The following is a 25,927-nucleotide window of genomic DNA, read 5'->3' as shown; positions in this document are numbered from 1 at the left end:
ATGCGCTGCTGAGCCGGGGCCCATCTCTTCTTCTGTGCCGTGCTGCCTTTTTGAGTCCCGGCTCTGCGGAGCGGCATTACATGCCGCACCGCGTCCGGGACACGAGAGCGAGATCACGCCACCCGCCACTCCGGCACGCCATCCGCCGCCATCGCGATCTCGCCGATTGAGCCGACCGGCGTGCGATCCATGTCGAGCAGATGCGCGAGCGTCGCGCCGTCGGTCGCCGGAATCCGCGCCAGCGTGCGGCGGTCGTCATCCGTGCGCAGCATCACCACGCCGTGCTCGACATCGCCGCTGCGGCCATAGAGCACCGTAAAGCTCTCGACCTTGCCTTTGCCTCCGGCCTCGGTGACGAACTCCGGCACCGCGCGCTTGTTGCGGTCAGCCTCCGTTTGCACGCTCGTCTCCTGTACCAGCGCCTCGCGCGGCGGGGTCTTCGACACCACCAAGGCATGATGCTTGGTGACGAAGCCGCCCTGGCCGTAGAGCAGGCCGAGCTCGGCGCCGCGGCGCAGGCGCCGCACCATCGCACAGGCTGCATGCGTCATGTAGGTGTTGAGCGGCGCCCCGAAGAAGGTGAGCCCGCCGGTCACGGTCGGCTGCACGTCCGCGCCCAGGCCAAGTGTCCGCCGCGCCATCTTGGGCACGCAGGGGAAGCAGCTATAGAGCTCGATCGCGTCGAACTTTCTGCCGTCGCCGCCGGCGAGGTCCATCACGGCGTTCAGCACCGCGTTCTGCGGATGGCTCTCGTAAAATTGGTCGCGCAGCAGATAGTCGCGCGGCTCCTCCGCCGAGGCGCCGCCGAGCGGGTAGACCAGCCTGTCCTCGGGAATCCCCGCGGTGCGCGCCTTGGCAAGGCTGGTGAGCAGCAGCGCGCCGCCCATATTGACGCTCGGGTTGGCAACCATGAGCTTGTTGTAGGGCCATGCGATCAGGCGGTTGTCGGCAGTCGGCGTCGTGATCTCCTCGGGCGCATAGCGCCGCTTCAGCCAGGCATTCGGATTCTGCGCGGCCGCTTCCGAATAGCGCGACCACAGCACACCGGACTCCGCCATCGCCTCGCGCGGCGTCTGGCCCCAATGCGCGGAGGAGGCCGCCTCGTAGAACGGATAGACCGTGACGGGACGGAACACGCCGAGCTTGACCGCTAGCGGCTTCTGGAACGCCGCGCCGCGTTTGGGCTCCTCGACGTCATGCGCGAACGGGGTCCATGGCAGCTTCGCGCAGGCGCGCTCTGCCTTGGTCGCGCTCGACTGCGCCTCCGCCCCGCAGACTGCCGCGACGCTGCACTCGCCGCGCGCGATGCGCTTTGCCGCCTCGTGGATGTAGCGGATCGGGCTCTCGCCGCCGACCGGGCCGTAATAGCAATGCGTGGGCGCGATCCCGAGCCGTTGCGCCAGAAGCTGCTCCGGATCGCGATAGCGCCAGCTCAGGAAGTTGACGACGTCGAGCGACTGCACCTCGCCGAGCAGTTTTGCGCCCGCATCGGCCTCGGCGCGCCGCAGCGCCTGTTCGAGCAGGTCGAGCGGCTCGAGACCCTCGGTGATCGCTTTCGGGCGGTCGACGATCTCGCCGACGCCGACGATGACGGGAATGCGGTCTTCGGGATTCTTGTTCTTGTCTGTCATGCTTCAATTCACGATGTCAGTTGTTTCGTCATTGCGAGCGCAGCGAAGCAATCCAGAATCTTTCCGCGGAGGCAGTCTGGATTGCTTCGCTGCGCTCGCAATGACGGGTGGGATTGTTACTCCGCCACCAGCGCATTCATGTGCTCGACGGCCTCGGCAAAATCTTCCTTGAATTCCTGCACCACGGCGCCTGCCGACTTGACGCTGTCGACCAGGCCGACACCCTGGCCGACGAAATAACTCACGAGATCGCGAGCTTTCGCATTCCCACTCGCCGCCGCGCGGTCGATGGAGTTGAAGGCGTCGCGGCTGATGATGCTTTGCAGCGGCATTGGCAGCGCGCCGGGGCTTTCCGGCGAGCGATCCCAGGCATCGGTCCAGACCGAGCGGAGTTGCCGGGCCGGCTTGCCGGTGCGGCCCTTCGAGCGCACAGCGTCGCGCGAGGAGGCCGCGATCATCTTCTCGCGAAAGATCTCCGTCGTCTCGGCCTCCACCGTCGCAAGCCACACCGAGCCGGTCCAGGCGCCGGCCGCGCCCATCGCCATGCAGGCGGCCATCTGCCGTCCCGTCATGATGCCGCCGGCCGCCAGCACCGGCACGTCGCGGATCTTCTTGATTGCCTTGATCACCTCCGGCACCAGCACCATGGTCGAGACCTCGCCGCAATGGCCGCCGGCCTCGGTGCCCTGCACCACGAGGATGTCGACGCCGGCTGCGACCTGACGCAGCGCGTGCTCCTTGGCGCCGACCAGTGCCGCAACGGGGACGCCGTATTTCCTGCCCATCTCGATCATCGCCGTCGGCGGCACGCCCAGCGCGTTGGCGATCAAGCGGATCGGATGACGAAAAGAGACTTCGAGCAGCTCAAGCGCGGTCTTGGCGTCGAACGGCTGCGGCTGGTCATCCGCGACCTCCGTGGTGGTGAGTTCGATGTCGTACTTCTTCAGGAGATCGCGCGTATAGTTGCGATGCTCTTGCGGCACCCGCGCTTCCAGGCTCTTCCAGGTGACGTCCTTCTCGCCCGCGGTCGAGATGTTCTCGGGGATCAGCACGTCGATGCCGTAGGGCTTGCCGTCGACATGCGCATCGATCCACGTCAGCTCACGCTCGAGCGTCTCAGGCGTATGCACGGTCGCGCCCAGCACGCCAAAGCCGCCGGCGCGGCTGACGGCGGCAACGACGTCGCGGCAATGGCTGAAGGCGAGCAGCGGGAACTCAACCCCCAGCATGTCGCAAATCGGCGATTTCATGATCCCTCCCGACGGCTTTCGCGTTGCTTTCGCTCGCCAAGCGAACTGACGCTAGCCGATCGTCGCTCACGATGACATGCCGAATTCTGCGAGGCATCTTGTGTGCAGGCGTTGCGGCCTGCCGTCTAGAGGCTGACATTCCGGGGCTCGCGTCAGCGAGAACCCGGAATCCACGTCTCCGAGCATCCTTGCGGCCCAATGGATTCCGGGCTCGCCCTGCGGGCGCCCCAGAATGACGGGGAGGGAGCTTGCCATGACGAAACGGTGAGATGCCCCGCCCGGCAATGCGTCTAGGAGGGCTTGCCATCGGCCGATCGCGGGCTAATTAATGCAGACGCATCCTTTTTCCCGGAGCCCCGCATGACCGACGCCCCCGCCTACGTGCCGCCCAAAGTCTGGACCTGGAACAAGGAGAACGGCGGGCAATTCGCCAGCATCAACCGCCCGATCGCCGGGCCCACTCACGAGAAGGAGCTGCCGGTCGGCAAGCACCCCTTGCAGCTCTATTCGCTGGCGACGCCGAACGGGGTCAAGGTCACCGTGATGCTGGAGGAACTCTTGGCGCTCGGCCACAAGGGCGCTGAATACGACGCCTGGCTGATCAAGATCGGCAACGGCGATCAGTTCGGCAGCGGCTTCGTCGATATCAATCCGAACTCGAAAATCCCGGCGCTGATGGATCGCTCCGGTCCGGAGCCGATCCGCGTGTTCGAGTCCGGCTCGATCCTGTTCTACTTGGCCGAGAAGTTCGGCGCCTTCCTGCCGAAGGACATCAAGACACGCACCGAGGCGATGTCCTGGCTGTTCTGGCAGATGGGCAGCGCGCCGTATCTCGGCGGCGGCTTCGGACACTTCTATGCGTACGCGCCGTTCAAGATCGAATACGCCATCGATCGTTTCGCGATGGAAGTCAAACGCCAGCTCGACGTGCTCGACCGCCGCCTCGCCGACAACGAATATCTCGCGGGCAAGGAATACACCATCGCCGACATCGCGGTGTGGCCGTGGTACGGCGCGCTCGCCAAGGGGCTGGTCTATGGCGCCGGCGAATTCCTTTCGGTGCAGGACTACAAGAACGTGCAGCGCTGGACCGACCAGATCGCCAAGCGTCCAGCCGTGAAGCGCGGCCGCATGGTCAACCGCATCTCCGGCGATCCCGCCAGCCAGCTCCACGAACGCCACGACGCGAGCGATTTCGAGACCAGGACGCAGGACAAGCTCGAGGCGGCAACGTAGGGCGGTTCTCGCCTCTCTGGACCTTCTCCCCGCAAGCGGGGAGAAGGGGAAGAAGACGATCACGCCATGCTCAGCTCGTGGCGTCCCACCACCATCCAGTGCACCTCGTCCGGACCGTCGGCGAAGCGCAGATGCCGCACGTCCTGGTACATCTCCGCGAGCGGGGTCCAGTGCGAAATGCCGGTTGCGCCGTGCATCTGGATGGCCTGGTCGATGATCTTGCAGGCGCGCTCCGGCACCATGGCCTTGACCATGGAGACCCAGACGCGTGCTTCCTTGTTGCCGAGCACGTCCATCGCCTTGGCGGCCTTCAGCACCATCAGCCGCATCGCCTCGATCTCGCAGCGCGCCTGCGCGATGATCTGCATGTTGCCGCCGAGATGGGCGATCTTCTTGCCGAAGGCCTCGCGCGTGAGGCCGCGCTGCACCATCAGGTCGAGCGACTTCTCGGCCTTGCCGATGGTGCGCATGCAGTGATGGATGCGGCCAGGGCCAAGGCGGAGCTGCGAGATCTCGAAGCCGCGGCCTTCGCCGAGCAGGATGTTCTCCTTCGGCACGCGGACGTTGTTGAAGCGCATGTGCATGTGGCCGCGCGGGGCGTGGTCCTGGCCGAACACGTGCATGGGCCCGAGCACCTCGACGCCGGGCGTGTCGCGCGGCACCAGGATCTGCGATTGCTGCTTGCTCGGCGCTGCATCCGGGTTGGTCTTCACCATGACGATGAGGATCTTGCAGCGGGGATCGCCGAGACCCGAGATGTAGTACTTCTCGCCGTTGATCACCCATTCGTCGCCGACGAGTTTCGCGGTGGTCGAGATGTTCTTGGCATCGGAGGAGGCGACGTTCGGCTCGGTCATGACATAGGCCGAGCGGATCTCGCCGTTGAGCAGCGGCTTGAGCCACTTCTCCTTCTGCTCCTTGGTGCCGACGCGCTCCAGCACCTCCATGTTGCCGGTGTCGGGCGCCGAGCAGTTCATGGTCTCGGAGGCCAGCGGGCTCTTGCCGAGCTCGGCCGCGATATAGGCGTAGTCGAGATTCTTCAGGCCCTGGCCGGTCTCGTCATCGGGCAGGAAGAAGTTCCAGAGACCTTCCTGCTTCGCCTTGTTCTTGGCCTTCTCCAGCACCTCGAGCTGCTTCGGCGTGAAGCTCCAGCGGTCCTGCTTGCCTTCTCCCGCCTTGGCGAACTCGATCGACATCGGCTCGACGGTGTCGCGGATGAACTTCTTGACGTGGTCATAGAGCGGCCGGACCTGCTCCGACATCCTGAGGTCGTTGAGCTCGTCGCCGGGATTGAGGGTGTAGTTGGTGGTACGGGGAATGTAGGCGTGTTTTGTCATTGTTCCTCCCGGGGTCACTGAGATCGCATTGGGCCGGAGAATAGTCGCAGCGCAGCCAAAGCGCGAGCGCGCATTTTTCACGCGCACCATGCCATGCGATGGAATTTCGTGAGGGCGTTTGAAATGTTGTTTGAATGGAGGGGCGCGCTGGGCACGCCCGCGCCACACTCTCCGCAGTCATCGCCCGCGCAGGCGGGCGATCCAGTACTCCGAGACAGCGATGATTGAATCGAGAAGCCGCGGCGTAGTGGATTCCCCGCCTTCGCGGCGAATGACAGCGGTGGATGTGGCTAGCTCGCCATCCGATGCATGGCGCAGATCTTGTTGCCGTCGAGGTCGCGCAAGTAAGCCAGATAGAGATTGCCGCCGGGGCCCTGGCGAATGCCGGGCGGATCCTCGATGGATTTTGCGCCGGCTGCGATACCAGCCGCGTGCCACGCGTCGACCTGCTCCGGGGAATTGCAGGCAAAGCCGATCGTGCCGCCATTCGCGCAGGTCGCCGGTTCGCCGTTGATCGGCTTCGACACCGAGAACACGCCGGTTTTGGTGATGTAGAAGATGCGATGGCCGTCGACCCTGGCCGGCCGCACTTCGAGCGTGCCGAGCAGTTGGTCGTAGAACGCCTTTGCCTTGTCCAGGTCGTTGGTGCCGATCATGACGTGCGAGAACATTTGCCCATTCCCTTCTGCGCTCACAAGACGAGGTGCCGTAGGGTGGGCAAAGCGCAGCGTGCCCACCACGACATCCGAAAAATGCTCATGGTGGGCACGGCGCAAGAGCGCCTTTGCCCACCCTGCGAAATCTCAAAACGCCGTATAGCCGCCGTCGATCACGAAGGTATCAGCGGTGTGATACGACGACGCCTTGCTCATCAGATACACCGCGATGCCGCCGAAATCGGATGCTTCGCCGAAGCGCCGCATCGGAATGCGCGGCATGACGTTGGCGACGAACTTGTCGTTGGCCATGAGCCCCGCCGTCATGTCGCTCTTGATCCATCCTGGCAGGATCGCATTGGCGGTGACGCCGTGGCGCGCCAGCTCGACGCCGAGCGCGCGCACCAGCGCGTTGATCGCCGCCTTCGTCGCGGCATAATGCTCGTTGCGTGCCGTGCCGAAGATCGAGGCGAGACTCGAAGTCGCGACGAGGCGGCCGAAGGGATCGCCGGCATTGGCGCGATCCGTCATGTGCTTCGCGGCGGCCTGGAAGGCGTGAAACACGCCGTCCAGATTCGTCGCGAACATCGTGCGCCATTCCTCCTCGGTGCGCTCGATGAAGGAGCGCCGGCCGCCGCCGCCGATGCCGGCATTGGCGAAGCAGCCGTCGACCCGGCCAAACGCATCGAGTGTCGCCTTCATCGCGGAATTCACCGACGCGGGATCGGTGACGTCGCAGACGCGGGTCTCGACCTTGCCGGCAAGGCCGGCCATGCTGGCGGCCGCAGCCTTGTTCTTGTCCGCATTGCGGCCCCAGATCGAGACGTTGCAGCCCTGGGCGGCGAGCGCCTGGGCGATGCCGAGCCCGATGCCGCCATTGCCGCCGGTGATCACGGCGACGCGGCCGGTAAGGTCGAAGAGGTTCATGGCGTTCCCTGCTATTGGCAAGTTCTCAGCAAGTCATCCTGGCATGCCGCAGCATCAGCCGCTGCGCACAAGATTGCTTGCCATGCTGCGATCACCATGGACAAGGTCGCGACAAAAATCAAATATGCGCCCCGGCAAAAGTAATTCCGGTCTGCGAAACTGACGCAGGCCGCAACCGACGAGGAAACCATGCAGTTCAAACACGTCACGCTCGATTTCGATGGCGCGGTCGCGATCCTCAAGCTCGACCATCAGGAGGTGATGAACGCGGTCTCCGTGGACATGCTGGGCGGCCTTTCCGAGGCGCTCGATGCGATCGAGGAGAAGAAGGACGAGGTACGCTGCGTGGTGCTGACCGGCGCGGGCCGCGCGTTCTGCACCGGTGCGAATCTCCAGGGCCGCAACAACCAGTCGAAGAAGACCAAGGCCGGCCTGACGCTGGAAACCGGCTTCCACCCTTTCCTGCGCCGCATCCGCAATCTGCACTGCCCGATCGTCACCGCGGTCAATGGTCCCGCCGCCGGCGCCGGCATGAGCTTCGCGCTGCTCGGCGACATGATCCTGTGCGCGCGCTCGTCCTATTTCCTGCAAGCCTTCCGCCGCATCGGCCTCGTGCCGGATTGCGGCTCGACCTGGCTCCTGCCGCGCCTCGTCGGGCGGGCGCGCTCGATCGAATTGTCGCTGATGGGGGAGCGGCTGCCGGCCGAGAAGGCGCTGGAATGGGGCCTCGTCAATCGCGTCTACGACGACGGCGTACTGATGGAAGAGGCGATGAAGCTCGCGCGCGATCTCGCTAGCGGCCCGACCGTCGCCCTCTCCCTGATCCGCAAGCTCTATTGGGACAGCCCAGAAAATTCCTTCGAGGATCAGCTCAATCTCGAGTTCCAGTGCCAGCTCCGCGCTGGCGACACCCAGGATTTTCGCGAGGGCGTCGGCGCGTTTCTCGAGAAGCGTCCCGCGCAGTTCAAGGGCAAATGATCGAGGCCGAACTCTCCCGCAGCGTCGCGCGCTGGTGCAGCGGGGCGAGCGGCGTCACTGGAGCGGCCAAGCTGTCGGGCGGCGCCAGCCAGGAAACCTGGCGCTTCGATATCGTGCATCCTGATGGACCGATCGGCGCGATCCTCCGTCGCTCACCGAAGGGCTATGGCGCAGCACCGACGCGTGCGGCGGGTCTTGCCGCGGAAGCGCAGCTGATGCAGCTCGCCTACGAGGGCGGTGTGCCGTCACCGCGCGTGATGCATGTGCTGGTGCCGGAAGACGATCTCGGCACCGGCTTCATCATGCAGCGGGTCGAGGGCGAGACCATCGCGCGCAAGATCCTGCGCGACGACGAATACGCCACGGCGCGGCCGCTTCTGGCGCGGCAGATCGGCGGCATTCTTGCGGCCCTTCACAGGCTGCCGCGGAACAGGCTGCCCGAACTGCGCAGCCGGGGCGCGACCCAGGAGATCGCCGAATTCGAGCGCGACTATCGCAGCCTGAACTGGCCCAAGCCCGTGTTCGAGCTGGCGCTGCGCTGGCTGCGTGACCACGATCCCGGTCCCGCGGCCGAGACCACGCTGGTGCATGGCGATTTCCGCAACGGCAATCTCATCATCGGCGCCGACGGCGTCCGTGCCGTGCTCGACTGGGAGCTCGCCCATCTCGGCGACCCCATGGAGGATCTCGGCTGGGTCTGCGTCAACTCCTGGCGCTTCGGGGAGATCGACAAGCCGGTCGGCGGTTTTGGAACACGCCAGGAGCTGTTCGCCGGCTACGAGGCGGCGGGCCGAAAAGTCGATCCGGCGCGCGTGAAATTCTGGGAAGTGATGGGCACGCTGCGCTGGGGCATCATGTGCGGCGGCATGATGCAGCGATTCCGCCAGGGGCCCGACCATTCGATGGAGCGGGCCATGATCGGCCGCCGGGCCTCCGAGACCGAGATCGATCTGTTGCGGCTCTTGGTGCCGCGCGGGAGCTGACGCATGCAGGACGAACCGACACCGATCGAGCTGACGAAAGCGGTCGCCGATTTCCTCCGCAACGACATCGCGCCGCTGATCTCGGGCCATCAGGCCTTCAAGCTGCGCGTCGCCATCAACATCCTCGATCTCGTCACGCGACAGCTGACGCGGGAGGAGGGGAGTGATGCCAACGAGGTCGAGCGCTTGCGCGCGCTGCTCGGCGAGGACGGCTCGGTCATGGAGCTGAACCGCGCACTCGCCGAGCGGATCGCCAAGGGAGAAATCGATCTCGCAACCCCGGGCCTCGCCGAGCACCTGTGGGCGACCACGATGGACAAGCTCGCCGTCGATCAGCCGAACTATGCGTCCTACAAGCGGGAGCTGGAGCGGGGCGGGTAAACGACGCTCCATCCGCCGTCATTCCGGGGCGTCGCACAGCGACGAACCCGGAATCCATTCATCTGCGCGTTCTGCCGCCTAATGGATTCCGGGCTCGCGCCTGTCGGCGCGCCCCGGAATGACGAGCGGAGAGAAACGCGGTCACCTCCCCACCCATTTCGGCGGCCGCTTCTCCGAGAACGCCTTCGGGCCCTCGATGTAGTCCTGCGAGGCGACCATCGCCTTCACCGCCGAATACTCGCGCTGCTCCTCAATCGCCTGCTCCAGCGACACGCCAAGCCCCTTCTGGATCGCCTGCTTCGAGGCCCGGATCGACATCGGCGAATTCTTGGCGATCATCTCGGCCCAGCGCAGCGCGCCCGCGAGCGCCTCGCCCTGCGGCACCACCTCGTTGACGAAGCCGAGCTCGAGGCCTTCCTTGGCGCTGACATGGCGCGCGGTGAGGATCATGCCCATGGCGCGCTTCAGCCCGATCTGGCGTGGCAGCCGGTGCAGGCCGCCGGCGAGTGCGGCCAGGCCAACGCGCGGCTCGGGCAGGGCGAAGGTGGCGTTCTCCGAAGCGATGATGAGGTCGCAGGCGAGCGCGATCTCGAAGCCGCCGCCCATGGCGACGCCGTTCACGGCGGCGATGATCGGCTTGTCGCAGTCGAAGCGGGAGGTGAGGCCGGCAAAGCCGCCCTTGTCCCAGCCGCGCTTGCCGCCGGCCGCCTGCCACTTCAGATCGTTGCCGGCGCAGAACGCCTTGTCGCCGGCGCCGGTGACGATCGCGATCCACTGCTCGGGATCCCCTGAGAAATCGTCGAACACCTTCTGAAGCTCGAAATGCGCATCGGTGTGCAGCGCGTTGTAGACCTCGGGCCGCGACAGCGTGACGATCGTGATCGGCCCGTTGCGTTCCACCTTTGAGAATTTCAGCTCCATCGCGCGCTCCCGCATTTTCTCGTGAAGGAATATTTGTCGTCATACTACCGCGCGCTGGCGGCGGAGCACCATCGAATTGCGCTGGTGCGCCTTGCGCGCGCCACACGCCTCGGCTTGCTTGACTTGCACGCGCTCTTCTCACCTTAATCATGCGAAACATGAGTGCGCCTAGCGCCTTAACGCAAAACGACAAAATCAATCCGGGAGAGAAGCTTTGGATTTCTCATTGCCTGCCGATCTCGTCGCCTATCTCGGAGAACTCGAACGTTTCATCGAACGCGAGATCAAGCCGCTGGAGGAGGCCGACGACAACATCCGCTTCTTCGACCACCGCCGTGAATGGGCACGCACCGATTTCGAGAATGGCGGCCTGCCGCGCCACGAATGGGAAGCGCTGTTGCGCAAGGCCAAGGATCTCGCCGACGCTGCCGGCCATCTGCGTTTTCCGGTACCGAAGCAATATGGCGGCAAGGACGGCTCCAACCTCTGGATGGCCGTGATCCGCGAGCACTTCGCGGCCAAGGGCCTCGGCCTGCACAACGACCTCCAGAACGAGCATTCCATCGTCGGCAACTTCCCCGTCGTTACCATGCTCGACCGCTACGGCCGCGACGACCAGAAGGCGATGATCGACGGCTCGATCAGGGGCAAGTACCGCATCACGTTCGGCCTGACCGAGCCGCATCACGGCTCGGATGCCACCCACATGGAGACGCGCGCGGTGCCCGCGACCCGCGACAACGTCAAGGGCTGGATCATCAACGGCGAGAAGATGTGGACCACCGGCATGCACGTCGCCACGCACTGCGCGCTGTTCGCGCGGACAAGCGGCAATGACGGCGATGCCCGCGGCATCACCTGCTTCCTGGTGCCCGCGAAGAGCCATGGCGTGAAGGTCGAAGAATATATGTGGACCTTCAACATGCCGACCGATCATCCCCGCGTCAGCTTCACCGACGTCTTCGTGCCGGAAGATGCGCTGTTCGGCGAAGTCGGCCGCGGCCTGTCGCTGGCGCAGTGCTTCGTGCACCAGAATCGGATCCGCCAGGCGGCGAGCTCGCTGGGCGCTGCGGTCTACTGCATCAACGAGAGCGTCAAATACGCGCGTGAGCGAAAACCGTTCGGCAGGGCGCTCGCCGAGAACCAGGCGATCCAGTTCCCACTGGTCGAGCTCGCGACGCAAGCTGAGATGCTGCGCCTTCTGATCCGCAAGACCGCCTGGGAGATGGACCAGCTCACCGAGGAGCAGATCGAGCGTACGCTCTCCGACCGCGTCTCCATGTGCAACTACTGGGCAAACCGCCTCGCTTGCGAATCCGCCGATCGTGCCATGCAGGTCCACGGCGGCATGGGCTACTCACGCCACAAGCCGTTCGAGCACATCTACCGCCACCACCGGAGATATCGCATCACCGAAGGCAGCGAGGAGATCCAGATGCGCAAGGTTGCGGGGTTCCTGTTCGGCTATATGGGGCCGGGGAAGCATTGAGTCGTTACCGCGCGTTATCTCTCCCGAGTCGTCCCCGCGAAGGCGGGGACCCATAACCCCAGGGAGAAGTGTGGCGCCGGAAAGCAATTCCGTGTCGTCGCCAAACTCTACCCTGTGGATATGGGTCCCGGGCTCGCGCTGCGCGCGCCCCGGGATGACGAAATGGATAGACCGCGGTTCAATTCACCCTTCGATCCTTCTCCGCCCAATAGGGCTCGCGCAATTGCCGCCGCAGGATCTTGCCTGAGGGATTGCGCGGCAGTGCCGGCAGGAACTCCACGCTCTTCGGGGTCTTGTAGCCGGCGATGCGCTCGCGGGTGAAGTTGATGATGTCGGTGGCGCTCGCCTGCTTGCCCGGTTTCATCACCACCACCGCCTTCACCGCCTCGCCCCATTTGTCGTCGGGCACACCGATCACGGCGGCCTCGGCAACATCAGGATGATCGCACAGCGCGCTCTCGACCTCGGCCGGGTAGATGTTCTCGCCGCCGGAGATGATCATGTCCTTGATGCGGTCGTGAATGTAGAGATAGCCGTCCTCGTCCATGTAGCCGGCATCGCCGGTGCGCAGCCAGCCGTCGCTGCGCAGCGTCGCGGCGGTCGCTTCAGGCAGGTTCCAGTAGCCCGCCATGTTCGAGCCCGAGCGCGTCGCGATCTCGCCGACCTGGCGCGGCGGCAGCGGCTTGCCGTCCGCGTCCAGGATCGCGATCTCGACGCCCGGCAGCGCCTTGCCCGCCGAGCGCATCCGCTCCAGCCCCTCGACGTGATCCTCCGGCGGCAGTGCCACGATCGTTCCTGTCGTCTCGGTCATGCCGTACATCTGCACGAAGCCGCATTTGAAGACGTCGATGCACTCCTTCAGCAGCGCCGCCGGAATCGGCGAGGCGCCATACAGCATGTATTTCAGCCGCGAGAAGTCCACCGTCCTGGCGCGCGGCTGCCGCACCACGAACTGCATCGCCGCCGGCACCATGAACAGCTTCGTGATGCCCGATTGCTCGAAGAAATCCAGCACCTTGGTCGGATCGAATTCGCGCGCGATCACGCCGCGGGCACCGTGATAGAGACCCATCACGCCCCAGCCGGAGCCGCCGATGTGGAAGACCGGCATCGCGACCAGCGACACGTCGTCGGTCGACCACCGGTTCCACTCGGGCTTGTCCTCGGCATTGCCGGTCTGCACCAGGTTGAGGAAGTTCGCATGGCTCAGCATCGCGCCCTTCGGCTTGCCTGTCGTGCCCGAGGTGTAGAGCTGGATCGCGATGTCCCTGGTGCCGATCGGCACCTTCGGGTCGTCGCCACTCTGCGCATCGCGCCAGGCCGCAAAATCCTGCCATTCCGGTGCGCCGCCTTCGGTGGTGATGACGGTGCGCACGCCGGGCAGCCGGTCCCTGATCTGGCGGACCTGTGTGATGAACTCCGGCCCGACGAACAGCACCGGCGCTTTGCAGTCTTCGACGATGAAGGCGACTTCGGGCCCCGCGAGCCGCCAGTTCACCGGCGCCATCACGACGCCGGCCTTCATTGCGCCCATCAGCAGCTCGAAATAGAGGTCGCTGTTCTTGCCGAGATAGGCGATGCGGTCGCCCTTCTTCACGCCCATCGCGATCAGGGCGTTGGCGACCTTGTTGGTCTTGATGTCGAACTCTGCAAAGCTGGTGCGGCGGCCCTCGAATTCATAGGCGATGGCGTTGCTGCGGCTCTTCGCGCGCTCGCGCACCATGTCGGCGAGATTCGCCAATGGCTGTGTGGACATGTTTCTCCCGTACGTCTTGTTCTTATGCCTGGGAGTGTGGCGACATCCGCGGGTGAAGACAATACGGGAGAGCCATGCTGCACGGGAGACCTCCGCTGTCGTCCCGGACAAGCGCGCCCTAAGCGCGCGCAGATCCGGGACCCATAACCACAGGGAGAGATTTTGCGAAGACTCGGAGTTACCTGTCTCGCACCACACTGCTCCCTGTGGTTATGGGTCCCTGCTTTCGCAGGGACGACAGGTGCGGGTGGGGGAGAAGTGTCAGCCCCTTACACGCCGCCGCTTTCGTGAAACACCATCACCCCCGCTTCGCCCGGTCCTTCTCGTTCTGCGCCATGATGCTCTCGCGCGCGGTCTTCCAGTCGTCGTCGCTCCAGTCGCGCAGCTGATAGAAATTGCCGCCCATGGCGAGGGCCTGCGCGCCGTCCATGGCGATGGTCTCGCCGTTGATCCAGTCGCAGCCGCCGGAGATCAGGAACACCGCGACGTTCTGCAGCTCCTCCATGGTGCCGACGCGGCCCATCGGGTTCATCGCCTCGGTGCGCGCGCCGGCCTCGTCACCGGGCTTGATGCGCTTGCTCATGCCCTCGGTCGGGATCTCGCCCGGGGCGATGGTGTTGAGGCGGATGCCGTGGCGGCCCCATTCGGTCGCCAGCGACATCGTCATGGCGTGGATCGCCGACTTGCTCATCGCCGACGGCACCACGTAAGGGGAGCCGTTGCGCACCCACGTCGTGGTGATCGAGACGACGTTGCCGGGCTGTTTCAAGGCGATCCAGCGCTTGCCGACCGCATGTGTCACGTAGAACGTGCCGTGCATGACGATGTTGGCGACGGCATCGAAGCCGCGCGGCGACAGCTCCTCGGTGCGCGAGATGAAGTTGCCGGCCGCATTGTTGATGAGGTCGGTGAGGGGACCATCGCGGAAGATGGTCTCGATCATCTCCTCGACCGCGAGCGCGTTGCGGATGTCGACGCCGTGGCTGGTGACGCGGCCGCCATACTCGGCCATCAGCTCGGTTGCGGTTTCGTCGCACACGATCTTGCGCCGGCCGCAGATGTGCACCTCGGCGCCGAGCTGGAGGAAGCGCGCCGCCATCGACTTGCCGAGACCGGTGCCGCCGCCGGTCACGAGAATGCGCCGGCCGGCCAGCAGATTTTCCTTGAACATGGCTGTTTCCCCCGTAGGGATTGTCAGTTAATTGGTCGATTGACTAAATCCGTCCGCCGGCGTCCTGTAAAGCGGTAACCGGTCAAGAACAGGGGAGAATTCGTCCATGGAAGAGCGCGTCTCGATCTCGATCTCGGAAGGCGTCGCCGACGTGCGGCTGGTGCGTGCGGACAAGATGAATGCGCTCGACCAGGCGATGTTCGAGGCCCTTGTCGCCGCAACCGAGCGGCTGTCCAGGGAGAAAGGCCTGCGCGCCGTCGTGCTCTCGGGCGAAGGCCGCGCCTTCTGCGCCGGCCTCGACATGGGGCGTTTTGCCGCCATGAAGGAGAAGGGCGGCAACGGAATTCCGGGTGGCGAAAATCGCGATCTCACCAAGCGCACGCACGGCCAGGCGAACTTTCCGCAAGCTGCGGTGTGGGGCTGGCGCCAGCTTCCGGTGCCTGTGATCGCCGCCGTGCACGGCGTCGCCTTCGGCGGCGGCTTCCAGCTCTCGCTCGGTGCCGACATGCGCTTTCTCTCAGCGGATGCGCGGATGTCGATCATGGAGATCAAATGGGGCCTCGTCCCTGACATGGCCGGCACGCCGATCCTGGCCAGCCTCGTGCGCGACGACATCCTGCGCGATCTCACCTACACCGGCCGCATCTTTTCCGCCCAGGAGGCGATGGCCTACGGCCTCGCCACGCGCATCTGCGACGACCCGCGTACTGCGGCGCTGGATGTCGCGCGCGAGATCGCAGGGAAGAGCCCCGATGCGATCCGCGCGGCAAAGCGCCTGCTCAACAATCTCGCGGTCGATCCCGGCCCGGCGCTGCTTGCCGAGTCCGTCGAGCAGCAGAAGCTGATCGGCAGCGCCAACCAAACCGAAGCGGTGCGCGCCAATCTGGAAAAGCGCGCGCCGAGATTCGCGGATTAGCAGCTCGCCGTCATTCCGGGGCGATACGAAGCATCGAGCCCGGAATCCATAACCACGATCGGGAGTATGGATTCCGGGCCTGCGCCTTTGGCGCATCCCGGAATGACGACGGTAGGTTTGGCCGCATTCTCGAACCCGACGAAAGATCGGAAAACAACAATGAGCGAAACGTCCCACTTCCTCGGCATCGTCTCCGGCGAGCGCCGTCGTGCCCATGCCGAGGTCGCAGACCGTAGCGACCGCATCGCCTCCGGCCTCGCCAAGCTCGGCGTCAAGCCAGGCGATTGCGTCTGCATGCTGATGCGTAACGACATCGCCTTCCTCGAAGCCGCCTATGCCACGATGCGCCTCGGTGCCTATGGCGTGCCGATCAACTGGCACTTCAAGCCGGAGGAGATCAACTATATCCTAGAGGACTCCCGCGCGTCGGTGCTGATCGGCCATGCCGACATGCTGCACGGCTTGCGCGATGCGATCCCTGAGGGAGTCACCGTGCTCAGCGTGCCGACGCCGCCAGAGATTCTGTCCAATTACAAGATCGATCCGGCTTATCTGACGACGTCTGACTTCGCGATCGACTTCGAAGCCTGGCTCGTGCAACACCCGCCCTATGACGGCCCGGTCGTGCCGCAGCCGATGAACATGATCTATACGTCAGGCACGACCGGCCATCCCAAGGGCGTCCGCCGCAACGCGCCGACGCCGGAGCAGCAGGCCGCCGGCGAGCGCATGCGCGCGATGATCTACGGGCTCAAGCCCGGCGCCCGCGCGCTGCTGCCGGGGCCGCTCTATCATTCCGCGCCGAACTCGTTCGGCATCCGTGCCGGCAAGCTCGGCGGGGTGCTGGTGCTGATGCCGCGCTTCGAGGCAGAGGAATTTCTGCAGGCGATCGAGCACTACAAGATCGACACCATCTTCATGGTGCCGACCATGTTCATCCGCCTGATGAAGCTGCCGGAGAAGGCGCGCAAGCAGTACGACGTCTCCTCGCTGCGCCACGTCATTCATGCCGCGGCGCCATGCCCGGCAGACGTCAAGCGCGCCATGATCGAATGGTGGGGACCGGTGATCTGCGAGTTCTATGGCTCGACCGAATCCAGCGCAGTGACCTTCGCGACCTCCGAGGATGCGCTGAAGAAGCCCGGCACCGTCGGCAGGATTTCGCCGGGCGCCGAGCTGCGCTTCATCGGCGAGGACGGCCGCGCGCTGGGCGTCGGCGAGATCGGCGAGATCTATTCCCGCATGGCCGAGATGGCCGATTTCACCTATCACAACAAGCCGGAGAAGCGCGCCGAGATCGACCGCGACGGCTTCATCACCTCTGGCGACGTCGGTTACATCGACGAGGACGGCTACGTCTTCATCTGCGACCGAAAGCGCGACATGGTGATCTCGGGCGGCGTCAACATCTACCCGGCCGAGATCGAGTCGGTACTGCATGCCGTGCCGGGCGTGCATGATTGCGCCGTGTTCGGCATCCCCGACGCTGAATTCGGTGAGGCGCTGATGGCGGTGGTCGAGCCGCAGGCCGGTGTCACGCTCGATGAAGCCGGACTCCGCGCCGCGCTGAAGGCGCATCTGGCCGACTACAAGGTGCCCAAGCACATCGAGATCCGCACCGGCCTGCCGCGCGAAGATTCCGGAAAAATCTTCAAGCGCCGCCTGCGCGATCCCTATTGGGAGCAGGCGGGCCGGAAGATCTGACGGTGCGTAGCCCGGGTGAGCGCAGCGATACCCGGGACGACCAGCAACCACTGTCCCGGATGTCGCTGCGCTCATCCGGGCTAAGAGACCGAGGGGCTTTCATGAGCGACACGACAGATGGGGACATCACAAGCGAAGTCCTCTACACGGTCGCCGACCATATCGCGACCATCATGCTGAACGCGCCGGAGCGCATGAACACGATCTCCGGGCCGATGCTGAACGATCTCGCCCGCCTGTTGACCGAGGCCAATGAGGACAGGAACGTCCGCGTCGTGATCCTCACCGGCAAGGGCAGGGCGTTCTGCGCCGGCCTCGACCTGCGCAAGGAGCGCGACGATAACGGCCTCAGCGCGGCGTCCTCCCCGACCACGATCAACCTCCGCAACACGCCGCCCACGGTCCTGCATGCGATGGACAAGCCCACCATCTGCGCGGTCAACGGCGGCGCGGCTGGTTACGGCATGGACACCGCGCTCGGCTGCGACATCCGCATCATGGTCGAGTCGGCAAAGCTCGCCGCAGCCTTCGTCAAGCGCGGCGTGGTGCCGGAGTCCGGCGGCACCTGGCTGTTGCCGCGCATGCTCGGCTGGGCCAAGGCGTCAGAGCTGATCTTCACGGGCCGTACGCTGAGTGCGCGCGAATGCCTGGAATGGGGCCTCGCCAACGAGGTCGTGCCGGACGCCGAACTGATGGGCCGCGCGATGGCCATCGCGCGCGAAATCGCCGCCAATGCGCCGCTGGCGGTGCAGGCCTCCAAGCGCATGATGCGGATGGGCCTCAACGAAAACTTCTCCGATCACGTCCACCACGTCTATCTGCAGCTCCTGCCGTTGTTCAGAACGGAGGACATGGCCGAGGGCATGAAGGCCTTCATGGAGAAGCGCGAGCCGAAATTCGAGGGACGGTAGCCGGTTGTCCGTAGCCCCAGAGCAATCGCGTGTGAGAGCGATTTCGCCTGCGGCCATCCTGCGAGACGCCCGCCGTCGGCGGGCCCTCAGGATGAGGACCTGGTGTGCGGCGCCACTTCCAGCGGGCGCCAATGCTGCTTAGCCTCATCCTGAGGAGACCGCGAAGCGGTCGTCTCGAAGGACGAGCGTGCGCTCAGCTCGCGCAAAATGCGATATTCGCGTCATCAGGGCTACGCTGTCTTAGCAGAGACAGATTTCGTGCCTATATGAGCGGCGTCACTGACTTCCGGATCATCCCATGGCTCCCGTTTCCATCCTGCTCAACCTGCTCTGGATCCTCTTCGGCGGCGCCTGGATGGCGTTCGGCTGGGTGATCGCCGCGGTCATCATGGCCATCACCATCATCGGCCTGCCCTGGGCGCGGGCGGCGTTCAACATCGCCGTCTACACGCTGCTGCCGTTCGGCTCGCGGGCGGTGCGCCGCGACGAGGTCACCGGCATGAGCGATATCGGCACCGGCCCGCTCGGGGTGATCGGCAACATCATCTGGTTCGTGCTCGCCGGCTGGTGGCTGGCGCTCGGCCATGTCCTGACCGCGCTGGTCCTCGCGATCACCATCATCGGCATCCCCTTCGCCTGGGCACACCTGAAGCTCGCGGGCATCGCGCTCTGGCCGATCGGCAAGGTGATCGTGCCGGCTTGAGGCGCGGACGCGTCAATGTCGGTCGCGGGGGCCGGTGCGCTCCGGCCGAGCAGACTTTGGAGCTTCGCGGCGATCGACGCTCCTGTGGGACTCTCGCATCATTAGGCTCGCGGCGAATTCTCTCGAAACTCGCGCGGCGTTATGCCCGCCATGCGGCGGAACGCACGGGCAAAGTGAGCCGGGTCGGTGTAACCCGTGGCAAAGGCAACATCGATTATCCTGGCGTCCGTCTTGCGCAGCAAGTCGGCACCTTTCTCGAACCTGACCTGATCGAGCAAGCGAGAGTAAGTCAGTCCTGCGCTTGCGAGGCCGCGCTGAAGGCTTCTCACGCTGGTCCCGGCGATCTCCGCCACCTCGGCGATGCCGGGGGGGCCCTTATCCAGGTACGATGGAAGCATCATCTTGAGCGATGTTATGGCATCGGTGCCGATGCGCTGAAACTCGCGCTCCGTTGGGCCTGATGCCGCGGGCTTCACCGGATTGGGCAAGCTCAGCATTGAAATGGGCACATCAATCCATGAAACCTTCTGACCCGACAGGAAGCGGGTGTGGGGCCACCGGGATTGGGTCTCGGGACCAGGCGTGTATCGAGCTTCAAAGGCGATGGTCGCCGGCGCCCAGTTCGGCCCTGCAAACTGGCGGATGGCGTACACCATCATCACGTTCTGCAGCCATTGCGTATGCTCGAGATGCAGAGTTCCGGCAGTTCCGGAGATGCTGTTGCAAACCCTCAAGAGGTCATCATGACGCTCGAGCCAATAGCGGACGAAGTTGTCTTCGATCTGGATAAGCTGACACCATTGCTCCAAGACGGAAAACAGGGTCGGCGCGTGGCGAACCGCAGCTTGAAGTTGGTCACTCATATGACCAAAGTGCATTCGTTGGACGGCCCGAAATCCAAGATCCGTAATCCCCTGCGATGATTGTGCAATCGTTGCGAACTGAAGTGCGGGAATGAGTGGGAAGTAGTCATTGGGCTTCTGTTCGGGATGTGCGGGCAGGCCGAACCTGCTCAGCATCCGTTCAGCCGGGGCCCCGACATCGTTCAAAACCTCAACGAAAGGGGCAAGCAAGGCGCAGCGCGCCACGACAATGGCCTTCATGGTCGTGCCCCGGGACGTCACGGCTTTCCGCTGTCCCGGCCTCCCAAGGTGATGCAACCGTGCGCCTTGCTCGTGATGCTACTTTAGACTGAGTTCAAGATCAACCTTGCCACGCTGCGCTGCGGCATCATGCCGGTGCTACCCTTCGCAACGGTCGGCGAGGTCGCATTTTGGCGCGCGATGGCCATACGTCATGGCGTCTTCTGCGTAAACATTGGCGAATATGTCGGAAGAGCGGAGGTTTTGCGCCGCATCATGAAGCGAGTCTCCACGCCGTCCCGATACGCTGTCCGAGCGGCCATCGCCGCGTCGCTGCGCCAGGACCGTGCGGTGCTCCCCCAAACGGCGCACCGGCTCGGCATCAGTACCCGCTCGCTGCAGCGCCGCCTTGCCGAGATGGGCACCACCTACGCTGAGCTCGTCGCGGAGGTTCGGCTCGACACCGCCTGCCATCTGCTCGCGGAATCGGACGAAAACATCGCCGACATCGCTGCGCGTTTGGGTTTCGCAGGTGCCAGCAGCTTCAGCCGCAACTTCGCGCGCTTGATGAAGATCCAACCCAACGTCTATCGGCGACAGCAGTCAAACCGGACGAATGGCGCGAAATGCGGTCCTTTTGCCCGAAAGCCGGCAGGTAAGCGCTTCTCGGGACCTCGAAATGACTAACTCGACCTCGGAATGATTGGCGCGAAATGGCAAGACGCGGCGACATCGAGAGATCATTCTGCACGCTGTGCGAGCGTGCCTCGATTGTCAGTGAACCGGGAAGCGCGTCATGCAGGCATTTGGAATACCTGCCGTTAACCATTGGGTTTTGGCAGGCAACAGCCGACGAAAAAGACGAGCGGCAAACAGGAGTGAACGTCACATGCGGATCGCTGGACTAGATCGGATTATCGCAATTCTCGCCCTGGCCATGACGTTTTGCAGCGCCAGTGCGTCGCTCGCCCAGAACGCGGCGGCACCGTCGTCCATGAAGACCATCGGCACGCCAGCAGCCTCAGCCAAACCCGAGATCGTGCCGTCGCTGTTCGTGCTCAACTCCCGCGGCGCCACGTTGCAAGGCGACACACTCACTTTGACCGGCGTATCGCCCAGCTCGATCATATTTGCCGACCGTCCAGTACGGTCCGCAGGCCACCAGGCGACCGCCGACGTGATCGCGGAGTGGGGATCGGGTGACGATAGTTTCACCAAAAATCCTCCGAACGCGACCGTTTCCGTGCTGGGCAAGGATGGTTCGGTCAAGGACGCCGTCGTGGTCCTCAAGAACCCGAAGCTCGAGGGCGACAAGCTCACCTTCCATGTCCAGACTCTGGAAGGCGATCTTGCCGGCGCCGACGGTGGCGCTGCCCTCTTCATCGACATCATCGGGCGGCCGTTCACGCCGATGTCGTTCGCCGGCGTTGCCCGGCGTAGCGCGTTCCGCGGCGCGATGTATGCAGGCGCCGCATATGGCGCGGCTGCGTACTATCACCCCTACGCGCGGCCGGCATGCGGCTATTACCCGTATCCGCCCTGCTATTGAGACGAGGGAAGCGGGTTTCCCCTTAGCTCGGTGAATTGAGCGACCAACGCATCGAAAGATTTCCAGTTCTTCATTTCAACGGAGTTCGTATCATGGATATCACCCGTCGCAACGTAACGATCGGCGGCATGAGCCTGCTCGCTAGTTCCTCGATAAGCACAATGGGCCACGCCGAGCTCGGCGAACTTCTCGGCATCGGCGAGGGACTCGAGGAGTTCGCACTTGCCACCGACGCCTATATCTTCGGCTATCCGCTCGTGACGATGGAGATGACGCGCCGTGTCATCACCAACGTTGCAACGCCGGTCGGCACGCGCGCGCCGATGGGCCAGATCATCAAGCTGCGCAAGTATCCAGATGCGTCCTTCCGCGACGTGACGGCACCAAATGCCGACACGCTTTACACCAGCGCGTTCTTCGACGTCGGCAAGGAACCGTGGGTGCTCAGCATCCCGGACATGAAGGGCCGTTACGCACTCTTCCCGATGCTGGACGGCTGGACGACGGTGTTCCAGGTGCCGGGCAAGCGGACGACCGGTACCGGCGCGCAGACCTACGCCATCACGGGCCCGGGATGGAAGGGCACGCTGCCGTCCGGCGTCAAGGAATACAAGTCGCCCACCAGCATCGTGTGGCTGCTCGGCCGCATCTATTGCACCGGCACGTCCGAGGACTACGCCGAGGTGCACAAGCTGCAGGACGAATGCAGGCTGGTCCCGCTGAGCTCCTATGGCAAGCCCTATACGCCGCCTGGAGGCAAGGTCGATGCTTCCATCGACATGAAGACTGCTGTTCGTGATCAGGTCAATCGCATGGATGCGACGGCCTATTTCACGTTGCTCTGCAAGCTCATGAAGGACAATCCGCCGGCGGCCGCCGACGCGCCGCAACTCGCCAAGTTCGCGAGGATCGGAATCGTGCCAGGGCAGGATTTCGACGCAAGCAAGCTCAAGGCCGACTTCGTCAAGCGCGTTCCGGAGATCGGATTCGATCGCATCATGCTTCAGTTCAAGATCAACAAGGACATGAAGGACGAGAACGGCTGGGGCTTCACCACCAAGACCGGCATCTACGGTACCGACTATCTGATGCGGGCGCTGGTTACCGCCATCGGGCTCGGCGCCAACCGGCCGCAGGACGCCGTATATCCGACATCGCTGAAAGACGCTGAGGGCCGCAAATACAACGGTGCCAACAAATACGTGCTGCGATTTGCCAAGGGGCAGCTGCCGCCGGCGCTCGGGTTCTGGTCGCTCACGATGTACGATTCGAACTATTTCTTCGTGAACAATCCACTCGACCGCTACTCGATCAGCGCGCGACAGAATTTGAAATCGAATCCTGACGGCTCCACCGATCTCTACATCCAGAAGGACTCGCCGGGGAAGGACAAGGAATCCAACTGGCTTCCCGCACCGTCAGGCGATTTTGTCCTGATGATGCGGCTGTATTGGCCGAACGAGAAGAACCCCTCGATCATCAATGGATCTTGGAAGATTCCGCCGGTCAAGCAGGTCACCTGAGCCGAAGGCATACGACGGCACAAACTCTCAAATACCTCGGCTGGTCCGGCCTGCGGCTATGACCTCATCCGCTCCGCCATCGACGCCAGCGCTTTGGCGCTGGCGTCCGCCGAATAAAAGAACAATGGTGACAAAGGAGAGCATCCCATGTTGACGAAACGCGATCTGCTTCGCTCCGCTGCAATGACCGCGCTCGCCGTCACAACGGCGAGGTCCACCCCGGCAATTGCGCAGAACAAAGCCGATTGGCCCAGGCTGTTAGAGGCCAAGGACATCGCCGAGGCAGGTTTCATCTACGGCCTGCCAATCGTGATGAACTATGCAATCATGTACGAATACGCGGTCGACCGCAATTCGGGGCAGTTCAAGGCACCGTTCAATCAGATCAAGAACGAGCCGAATGTCTACACCTACAAGGATACGGCGATCGTCACGCCCAATAGCGACACGCCCTATTCCTTCGTGTGGCTGGATTTGCGGGCGGAGCCGGTGGTGCTCTCGGTGCCGGCAATCGATCCGAAGCGCTACTACTCGGTCATGCTCTGCGACGGCAATACTTACAATTACGGGTATATCGGCACCCGAGCCACAGGGAGCGAGGCCGGCGACTACATGGTGGTCGGGCCCGACTGGAAGGGCGACACCCCGGCGGGCATCAAGCGAGTGTTTCGTTCGAGCACACAGTTATCCCTCGCGGGCTATCGCACCCAGCTTTTCGGCCCGGATGATCTCGACAACGTCAAGAAGGTGCAAGCTGGCTACAAGGTGCAGATGCTCTCGGCTTATCTGAAACAGACGCCGCCGCCGGCCGCGCCAGCCATCGACTTCCCCAAGATCGACAAGGAACTCGTGAAGACCAACTTCTTCGATTATCTCGACTTCGCGCTACAATTCGCGCCGGCACAGGATAATGAGAAGGAGATACGCTCCAAGCTGGCACGCATCGGGGTCGGGCCGGGCAAGACCCTCAACTTCAAGGACCTGCCACTGGAGCACAAGCTGGAGCTTGGCCTCGGCATGAAGGAGGGGCAGCGGAAGGTGGACGAGGCCGTCGCATCTGCCGGCAAAGCGATCAACGGCTGGCGCGTTAGCGGTCTTCCAGGCGATAGCGCCCACTACAATGGCGACTGGTTGAAGCGAGCCGTCGCCGCTCAGGCCGGCATTTACGGCAATGACCCGGCGGAAGCGACCTATCCGTTCACGCGTGTTGACAGCGACGGCCGGACGCTCGACGGCAGCAAGCACAATTACACACTGACCTTCCCCGCGGGACAACTGCCCCCGGTGAACTCCTTCTGGTCGGTGACGATGTATGACGGCAAGAGCCAACTCCTGGTCGAGAACCCGATCAGCCGCTACCTCATCAACTCGCCGATGTTGCCCGGCATGAAGAAGAATGAGGATGGCTCGCTCACCCTCTACATCCAGAAGGACAGCCCCGGCGCGGACAAGGAAGCAAATTGGCTGCCTGCGCCCAATGACACGATCTATCTTGTCATGCGCCTGTACTGGCCGAAGAGCGAAGCACCTTCGATCCTGCCGGCCGGCGAAGGGACCTGGCAGCCGCCTGGCATCAAGCGGGTTTGACAGTCGTCCGAATGCAGATCGGTTCGGCAAATGGTCCGGTCAGATCGTATGCCGCATACTTTTGGCGCGGACCGTGACCACCCGTTGCAGTTCAGCGACGGCCATTTTGGGTTCAGACACAATTGGTGTCGGGGGTAGAGAATGACGCCATCCAGGCAAGAATCTCGGGTTTGGTTCATCCGCTCGAGTCTCGGCGCGGCCATGGTGCTGCTCGGCTGCGTGCCCGAAGCGGCATATGCCGATGAGGGTGGGGTTTCGTACTGGCTTCCCGGCCGGTTCGGCAGCCTCGCGGCGGCCCCGGCGGTGCCGGGCTGGTCGATGGCGGCGGTGTATTATCACACGACCGTATCCGCATCCGGAGCCACAGCCGCGGCGAAGGAAATCCAGATCGGCAGGTTTCCCGCGACGGTGAACAGCAGCCTCAATCTGCATCTCAATGCGCAGGGCGACCTCGTTCTGCTCAACCCCACCTACACCTTCGCAACTCCGGTGCTCGGAGGACAATTGGCCATTGGCGTAACCGGCCTGTTCGGGCGGTCGAGCGCCGACCTGAGCGGGACGCTGACCACGGCACTTGGACCGCTGGTGATACGCGCAACGGCACCATCGCCGACTCCATCACATCGGTCGGCGACCTCTATCCGCAGGCGACATTGAAGTGGAACGCCGGGGTCCACAATTTCATGACCTATGTGACCGGGGACATTCCGGTCGGCGCCTATTCGCCAATCCGGCTTGCCAATCTCGGTATCGGCCATGCTGCTATCGACGGCGGCGGCGGCTACACCTACTTCAATCCGCAGACCGGCCACGAGTTTTCGGCTGTCGCGGGACTTACCTACAATTTCAAGAACAACGACACACAATATCAGAATGGCATCGACTTCCACTTCGACTGGGGCGCCTCCCAGTTTCTCTCCAAACAGCTTTTTGTCGGACTGGTGGGGTACGGCTATCAGCAGATCACCGACGACTTTGGACAACACCCGATCCTCGGTGGTTTCCGGTCGCGGGTCGTTGGGGTAGGTCCGCAGGTCGGATACCTGTTTCCGGTTGAAGACATGCAAGGTTATCTCAACCTGAAGGCATATGGCGAATTCGCGGCGGAGAACCGGCCGGCAGGATGGAATGCGTGGTTGACGTTCTCGATTTCGCCGATGGCTCCTGCCGGCACCGTGGCGCCGACCCGACGGATGGTGACGAAATAGGCCGTGGTGGCACACAATCCCTCGCGTT

22 protein-coding genes and 1 pseudogene are annotated in these 25,927 nt (G+C 63.8%); 14 read left to right on the top strand and 9 right to left on the bottom strand.

The window, feature by feature from the left end; genetic code table 11:
• Positions 1–113: 113 nt before the first annotated feature.
• Complete coding sequence (locus tag IVB23_RS08935) at positions 114–1,631, bottom strand: acetyl-CoA acetyltransferase (protein ID WP_247803259.1); 1,518 nt, start codon at positions 1,629–1,631, stop codon at positions 114–116.
• 116 nt (positions 1,632–1,747) lie between these two features.
• On the bottom strand, positions 1,748–2,881 hold the full coding sequence (locus IVB23_RS08930; RefSeq protein ID WP_247803258.1) for a nitronate monooxygenase: 1,134 nt from the start codon (positions 2,879–2,881) through the stop codon (positions 1,748–1,750).
• Between the two features lie 360 nt (positions 2,882–3,241).
• On the opposite strand from IVB23_RS08930, the gene yghU reads away from it, so the two are divergent.
• Positions 3,242–4,117, top strand: a complete 876-nt coding sequence (yghU, locus tag IVB23_RS08925) for a glutathione-dependent disulfide-bond oxidoreductase (RefSeq protein WP_061878138.1) — start codon at positions 3,242–3,244, stop codon at positions 4,115–4,117.
• A gap of 59 nt (positions 4,118–4,176) precedes the next feature.
• On the opposite strand, the gene IVB23_RS08920 is transcribed toward yghU, so the two are convergent.
• From IVB23_RS08920 to IVB23_RS08910, 3 genes are all read right to left on the bottom strand, one after another.
• Positions 4,177–5,454 (bottom strand): acyl-CoA dehydrogenase family protein, encoded by a 1,278-nt coding sequence (locus IVB23_RS08920; protein ID WP_247803257.1) that lies wholly within the window; start codon positions 5,452–5,454, stop codon positions 4,177–4,179.
• Positions 5,455–5,744: 290 nt separating this feature from the next.
• Positions 5,745–6,125 carry a VOC family protein gene (locus IVB23_RS08915; RefSeq protein WP_061878136.1) on the bottom strand — a complete coding sequence of 127 codons (381 nt, stop codon included), beginning with the start codon at positions 6,123–6,125 and terminating at the stop codon, positions 5,745–5,747.
• Positions 6,126–6,257: 132 nt separating this feature from the next.
• Complete coding sequence (locus IVB23_RS08910; protein WP_061878135.1) at positions 6,258–7,037, bottom strand: SDR family oxidoreductase; 780 nt, start codon at positions 7,035–7,037, stop codon at positions 6,258–6,260.
• Between the two features lie 189 nt (positions 7,038–7,226).
• Between IVB23_RS08910 and IVB23_RS08905 the strand changes: the two genes are divergently transcribed.
• Genes IVB23_RS08905 through IVB23_RS08895 form a run of 3 tightly spaced genes read left to right on the top strand, consistent with a single transcriptional unit; the run spans position 7,227 to position 9,379 of the window.
• Complete coding sequence (locus IVB23_RS08905) at positions 7,227–8,015, top strand: enoyl-CoA hydratase/isomerase (RefSeq protein ID WP_061878134.1); 789 nt, start codon at positions 7,227–7,229, stop codon at positions 8,013–8,015.
• Complete coding sequence (locus IVB23_RS08900) at positions 8,012–8,998, top strand: phosphotransferase family protein (RefSeq protein WP_247803256.1); 987 nt, start codon at positions 8,012–8,014, stop codon at positions 8,996–8,998. The genes IVB23_RS08905 and IVB23_RS08900 overlap by 4 nt, the downstream gene beginning before the upstream one ends.
• 3 nt (positions 8,999–9,001) lie before the next feature.
• Positions 9,002–9,379 (top strand): DUF6285 domain-containing protein, encoded by a 378-nt coding sequence (locus tag IVB23_RS08895; RefSeq protein WP_061878132.1) that lies wholly within the window; start codon positions 9,002–9,004, stop codon positions 9,377–9,379.
• 141 nt (positions 9,380–9,520) lie between these two features.
• On the opposite strand, the gene IVB23_RS08890 is transcribed toward IVB23_RS08895, so the two are convergent.
• Complete coding sequence (locus IVB23_RS08890; RefSeq protein ID WP_247803255.1) at positions 9,521–10,300, bottom strand: enoyl-CoA hydratase-related protein; 780 nt, start codon at positions 10,298–10,300, stop codon at positions 9,521–9,523.
• 214 nt (positions 10,301–10,514) lie between these two features.
• On the opposite strand from IVB23_RS08890, the gene IVB23_RS08885 reads away from it, so the two are divergent.
• Positions 10,515–11,789, top strand: a complete 1,275-nt coding sequence (locus tag IVB23_RS08885; protein WP_247803254.1) for an acyl-CoA dehydrogenase family protein — start codon at positions 10,515–10,517, stop codon at positions 11,787–11,789.
• 178 nt (positions 11,790–11,967) lie between these two features.
• Here IVB23_RS08885 and IVB23_RS08880 read toward each other — a convergent pair whose 3' ends face one another.
• Positions 11,968–13,545: a fatty acid--CoA ligase gene (locus IVB23_RS08880; protein ID WP_247803253.1), complete on the bottom strand. Its 1,578-nt coding sequence runs from the start codon at positions 13,543–13,545 to the stop codon at positions 11,968–11,970.
• Positions 13,546–13,843: 298 nt separating this feature from the next.
• Positions 13,844–14,716: an SDR family oxidoreductase gene (locus tag IVB23_RS08875; protein WP_247803252.1), complete on the bottom strand. Its 873-nt coding sequence runs from the start codon at positions 14,714–14,716 to the stop codon at positions 13,844–13,846.
• 106 nt (positions 14,717–14,822) lie between these two features.
• Between IVB23_RS08875 and IVB23_RS08870 the strand changes: the two genes are divergently transcribed.
• From IVB23_RS08870 to IVB23_RS08855, 4 genes are all read left to right on the top strand, one after another.
• A complete protein-coding gene (locus tag IVB23_RS08870) occupies positions 14,823–15,632 on the top strand; it encodes a crotonase/enoyl-CoA hydratase family protein (protein ID WP_247803251.1) in 810 nt (269 codons plus the stop codon).
• 159 nt (positions 15,633–15,791) lie between these two features.
• Positions 15,792–17,336 carry an acyl-CoA synthetase gene (locus IVB23_RS08865; protein ID WP_247803250.1) on the top strand — a complete coding sequence of 515 codons (1,545 nt, stop codon included), beginning with the start codon at positions 15,792–15,794 and terminating at the stop codon, positions 17,334–17,336.
• Positions 17,337–17,437: 101 nt separating this feature from the next.
• Positions 17,438–18,247, top strand: coding sequence for an enoyl-CoA hydratase-related protein (locus tag IVB23_RS08860; RefSeq protein ID WP_247803249.1), 810 nt, complete (start codon positions 17,438–17,440; stop codon positions 18,245–18,247).
• 298 nt (positions 18,248–18,545) lie between these two features.
• Positions 18,546–18,950, top strand: a complete 405-nt coding sequence (locus tag IVB23_RS08855; RefSeq protein WP_197967115.1) for a YccF domain-containing protein — start codon at positions 18,546–18,548, stop codon at positions 18,948–18,950.
• Between the two features lie 101 nt (positions 18,951–19,051).
• Here IVB23_RS08855 and IVB23_RS08850 read toward each other — a convergent pair whose 3' ends face one another.
• Entirely contained in the window at positions 19,052–20,053 is a 1,002-nt protein-coding gene (locus IVB23_RS08850; protein ID WP_197967116.1) for a helix-turn-helix transcriptional regulator, read from the bottom strand.
• A 129-nt stretch (positions 20,054–20,182) separates the two neighbouring features.
• On the opposite strand from IVB23_RS08850, the gene IVB23_RS08845 reads away from it, so the two are divergent.
• The 5 genes and pseudogenes from IVB23_RS08845 to IVB23_RS08825 all read left to right on the top strand — a co-directional run bounded on the left by IVB23_RS08845 (position 20,183) and on the right by IVB23_RS08825 (position 25,899).
• Positions 20,183–20,719 (top strand): helix-turn-helix transcriptional regulator, encoded by a 537-nt coding sequence (locus tag IVB23_RS08845; RefSeq protein WP_247803248.1) that lies wholly within the window; start codon positions 20,183–20,185, stop codon positions 20,717–20,719.
• 250 nt (positions 20,720–20,969) lie between these two features.
• Entirely contained in the window at positions 20,970–21,581 is a 612-nt protein-coding gene (locus tag IVB23_RS08840; protein ID WP_197488673.1) for a hypothetical protein, read from the top strand.
• A gap of 92 nt (positions 21,582–21,673) precedes the next feature.
• Entirely contained in the window at positions 21,674–23,104 is a 1,431-nt protein-coding gene (locus IVB23_RS08835; protein WP_197967118.1) for a DUF1254 domain-containing protein, read from the top strand.
• 147 nt (positions 23,105–23,251) lie between these two features.
• The gene (locus IVB23_RS08830) at positions 23,252–24,691 is read left to right on the top strand and encodes a DUF1254 domain-containing protein (RefSeq protein ID WP_247803247.1); all 1,440 of its coding nucleotides are present in this window, start codon (positions 23,252–23,254) and stop codon (positions 24,689–24,691) included.
• Between the two features lie 201 nt (positions 24,692–24,892).
• Positions 24,893–25,899, top strand: a pseudogene (locus IVB23_RS08825) (transporter).
• Positions 25,900–25,927 lie beyond the last annotated feature (28 nt).

The sequence above is a fragment of the Bradyrhizobium sp. 191 genome, from assembly GCF_023100985.1.
Classification (GTDB): Bacteria; Pseudomonadota; Alphaproteobacteria; order Rhizobiales; family Xanthobacteraceae; genus Bradyrhizobium; species Bradyrhizobium diversitatis.
The sequence above is the reverse complement of the archived record's forward strand: the minus strand, read 5'-3'. Positions and strand labels throughout refer to the sequence as shown.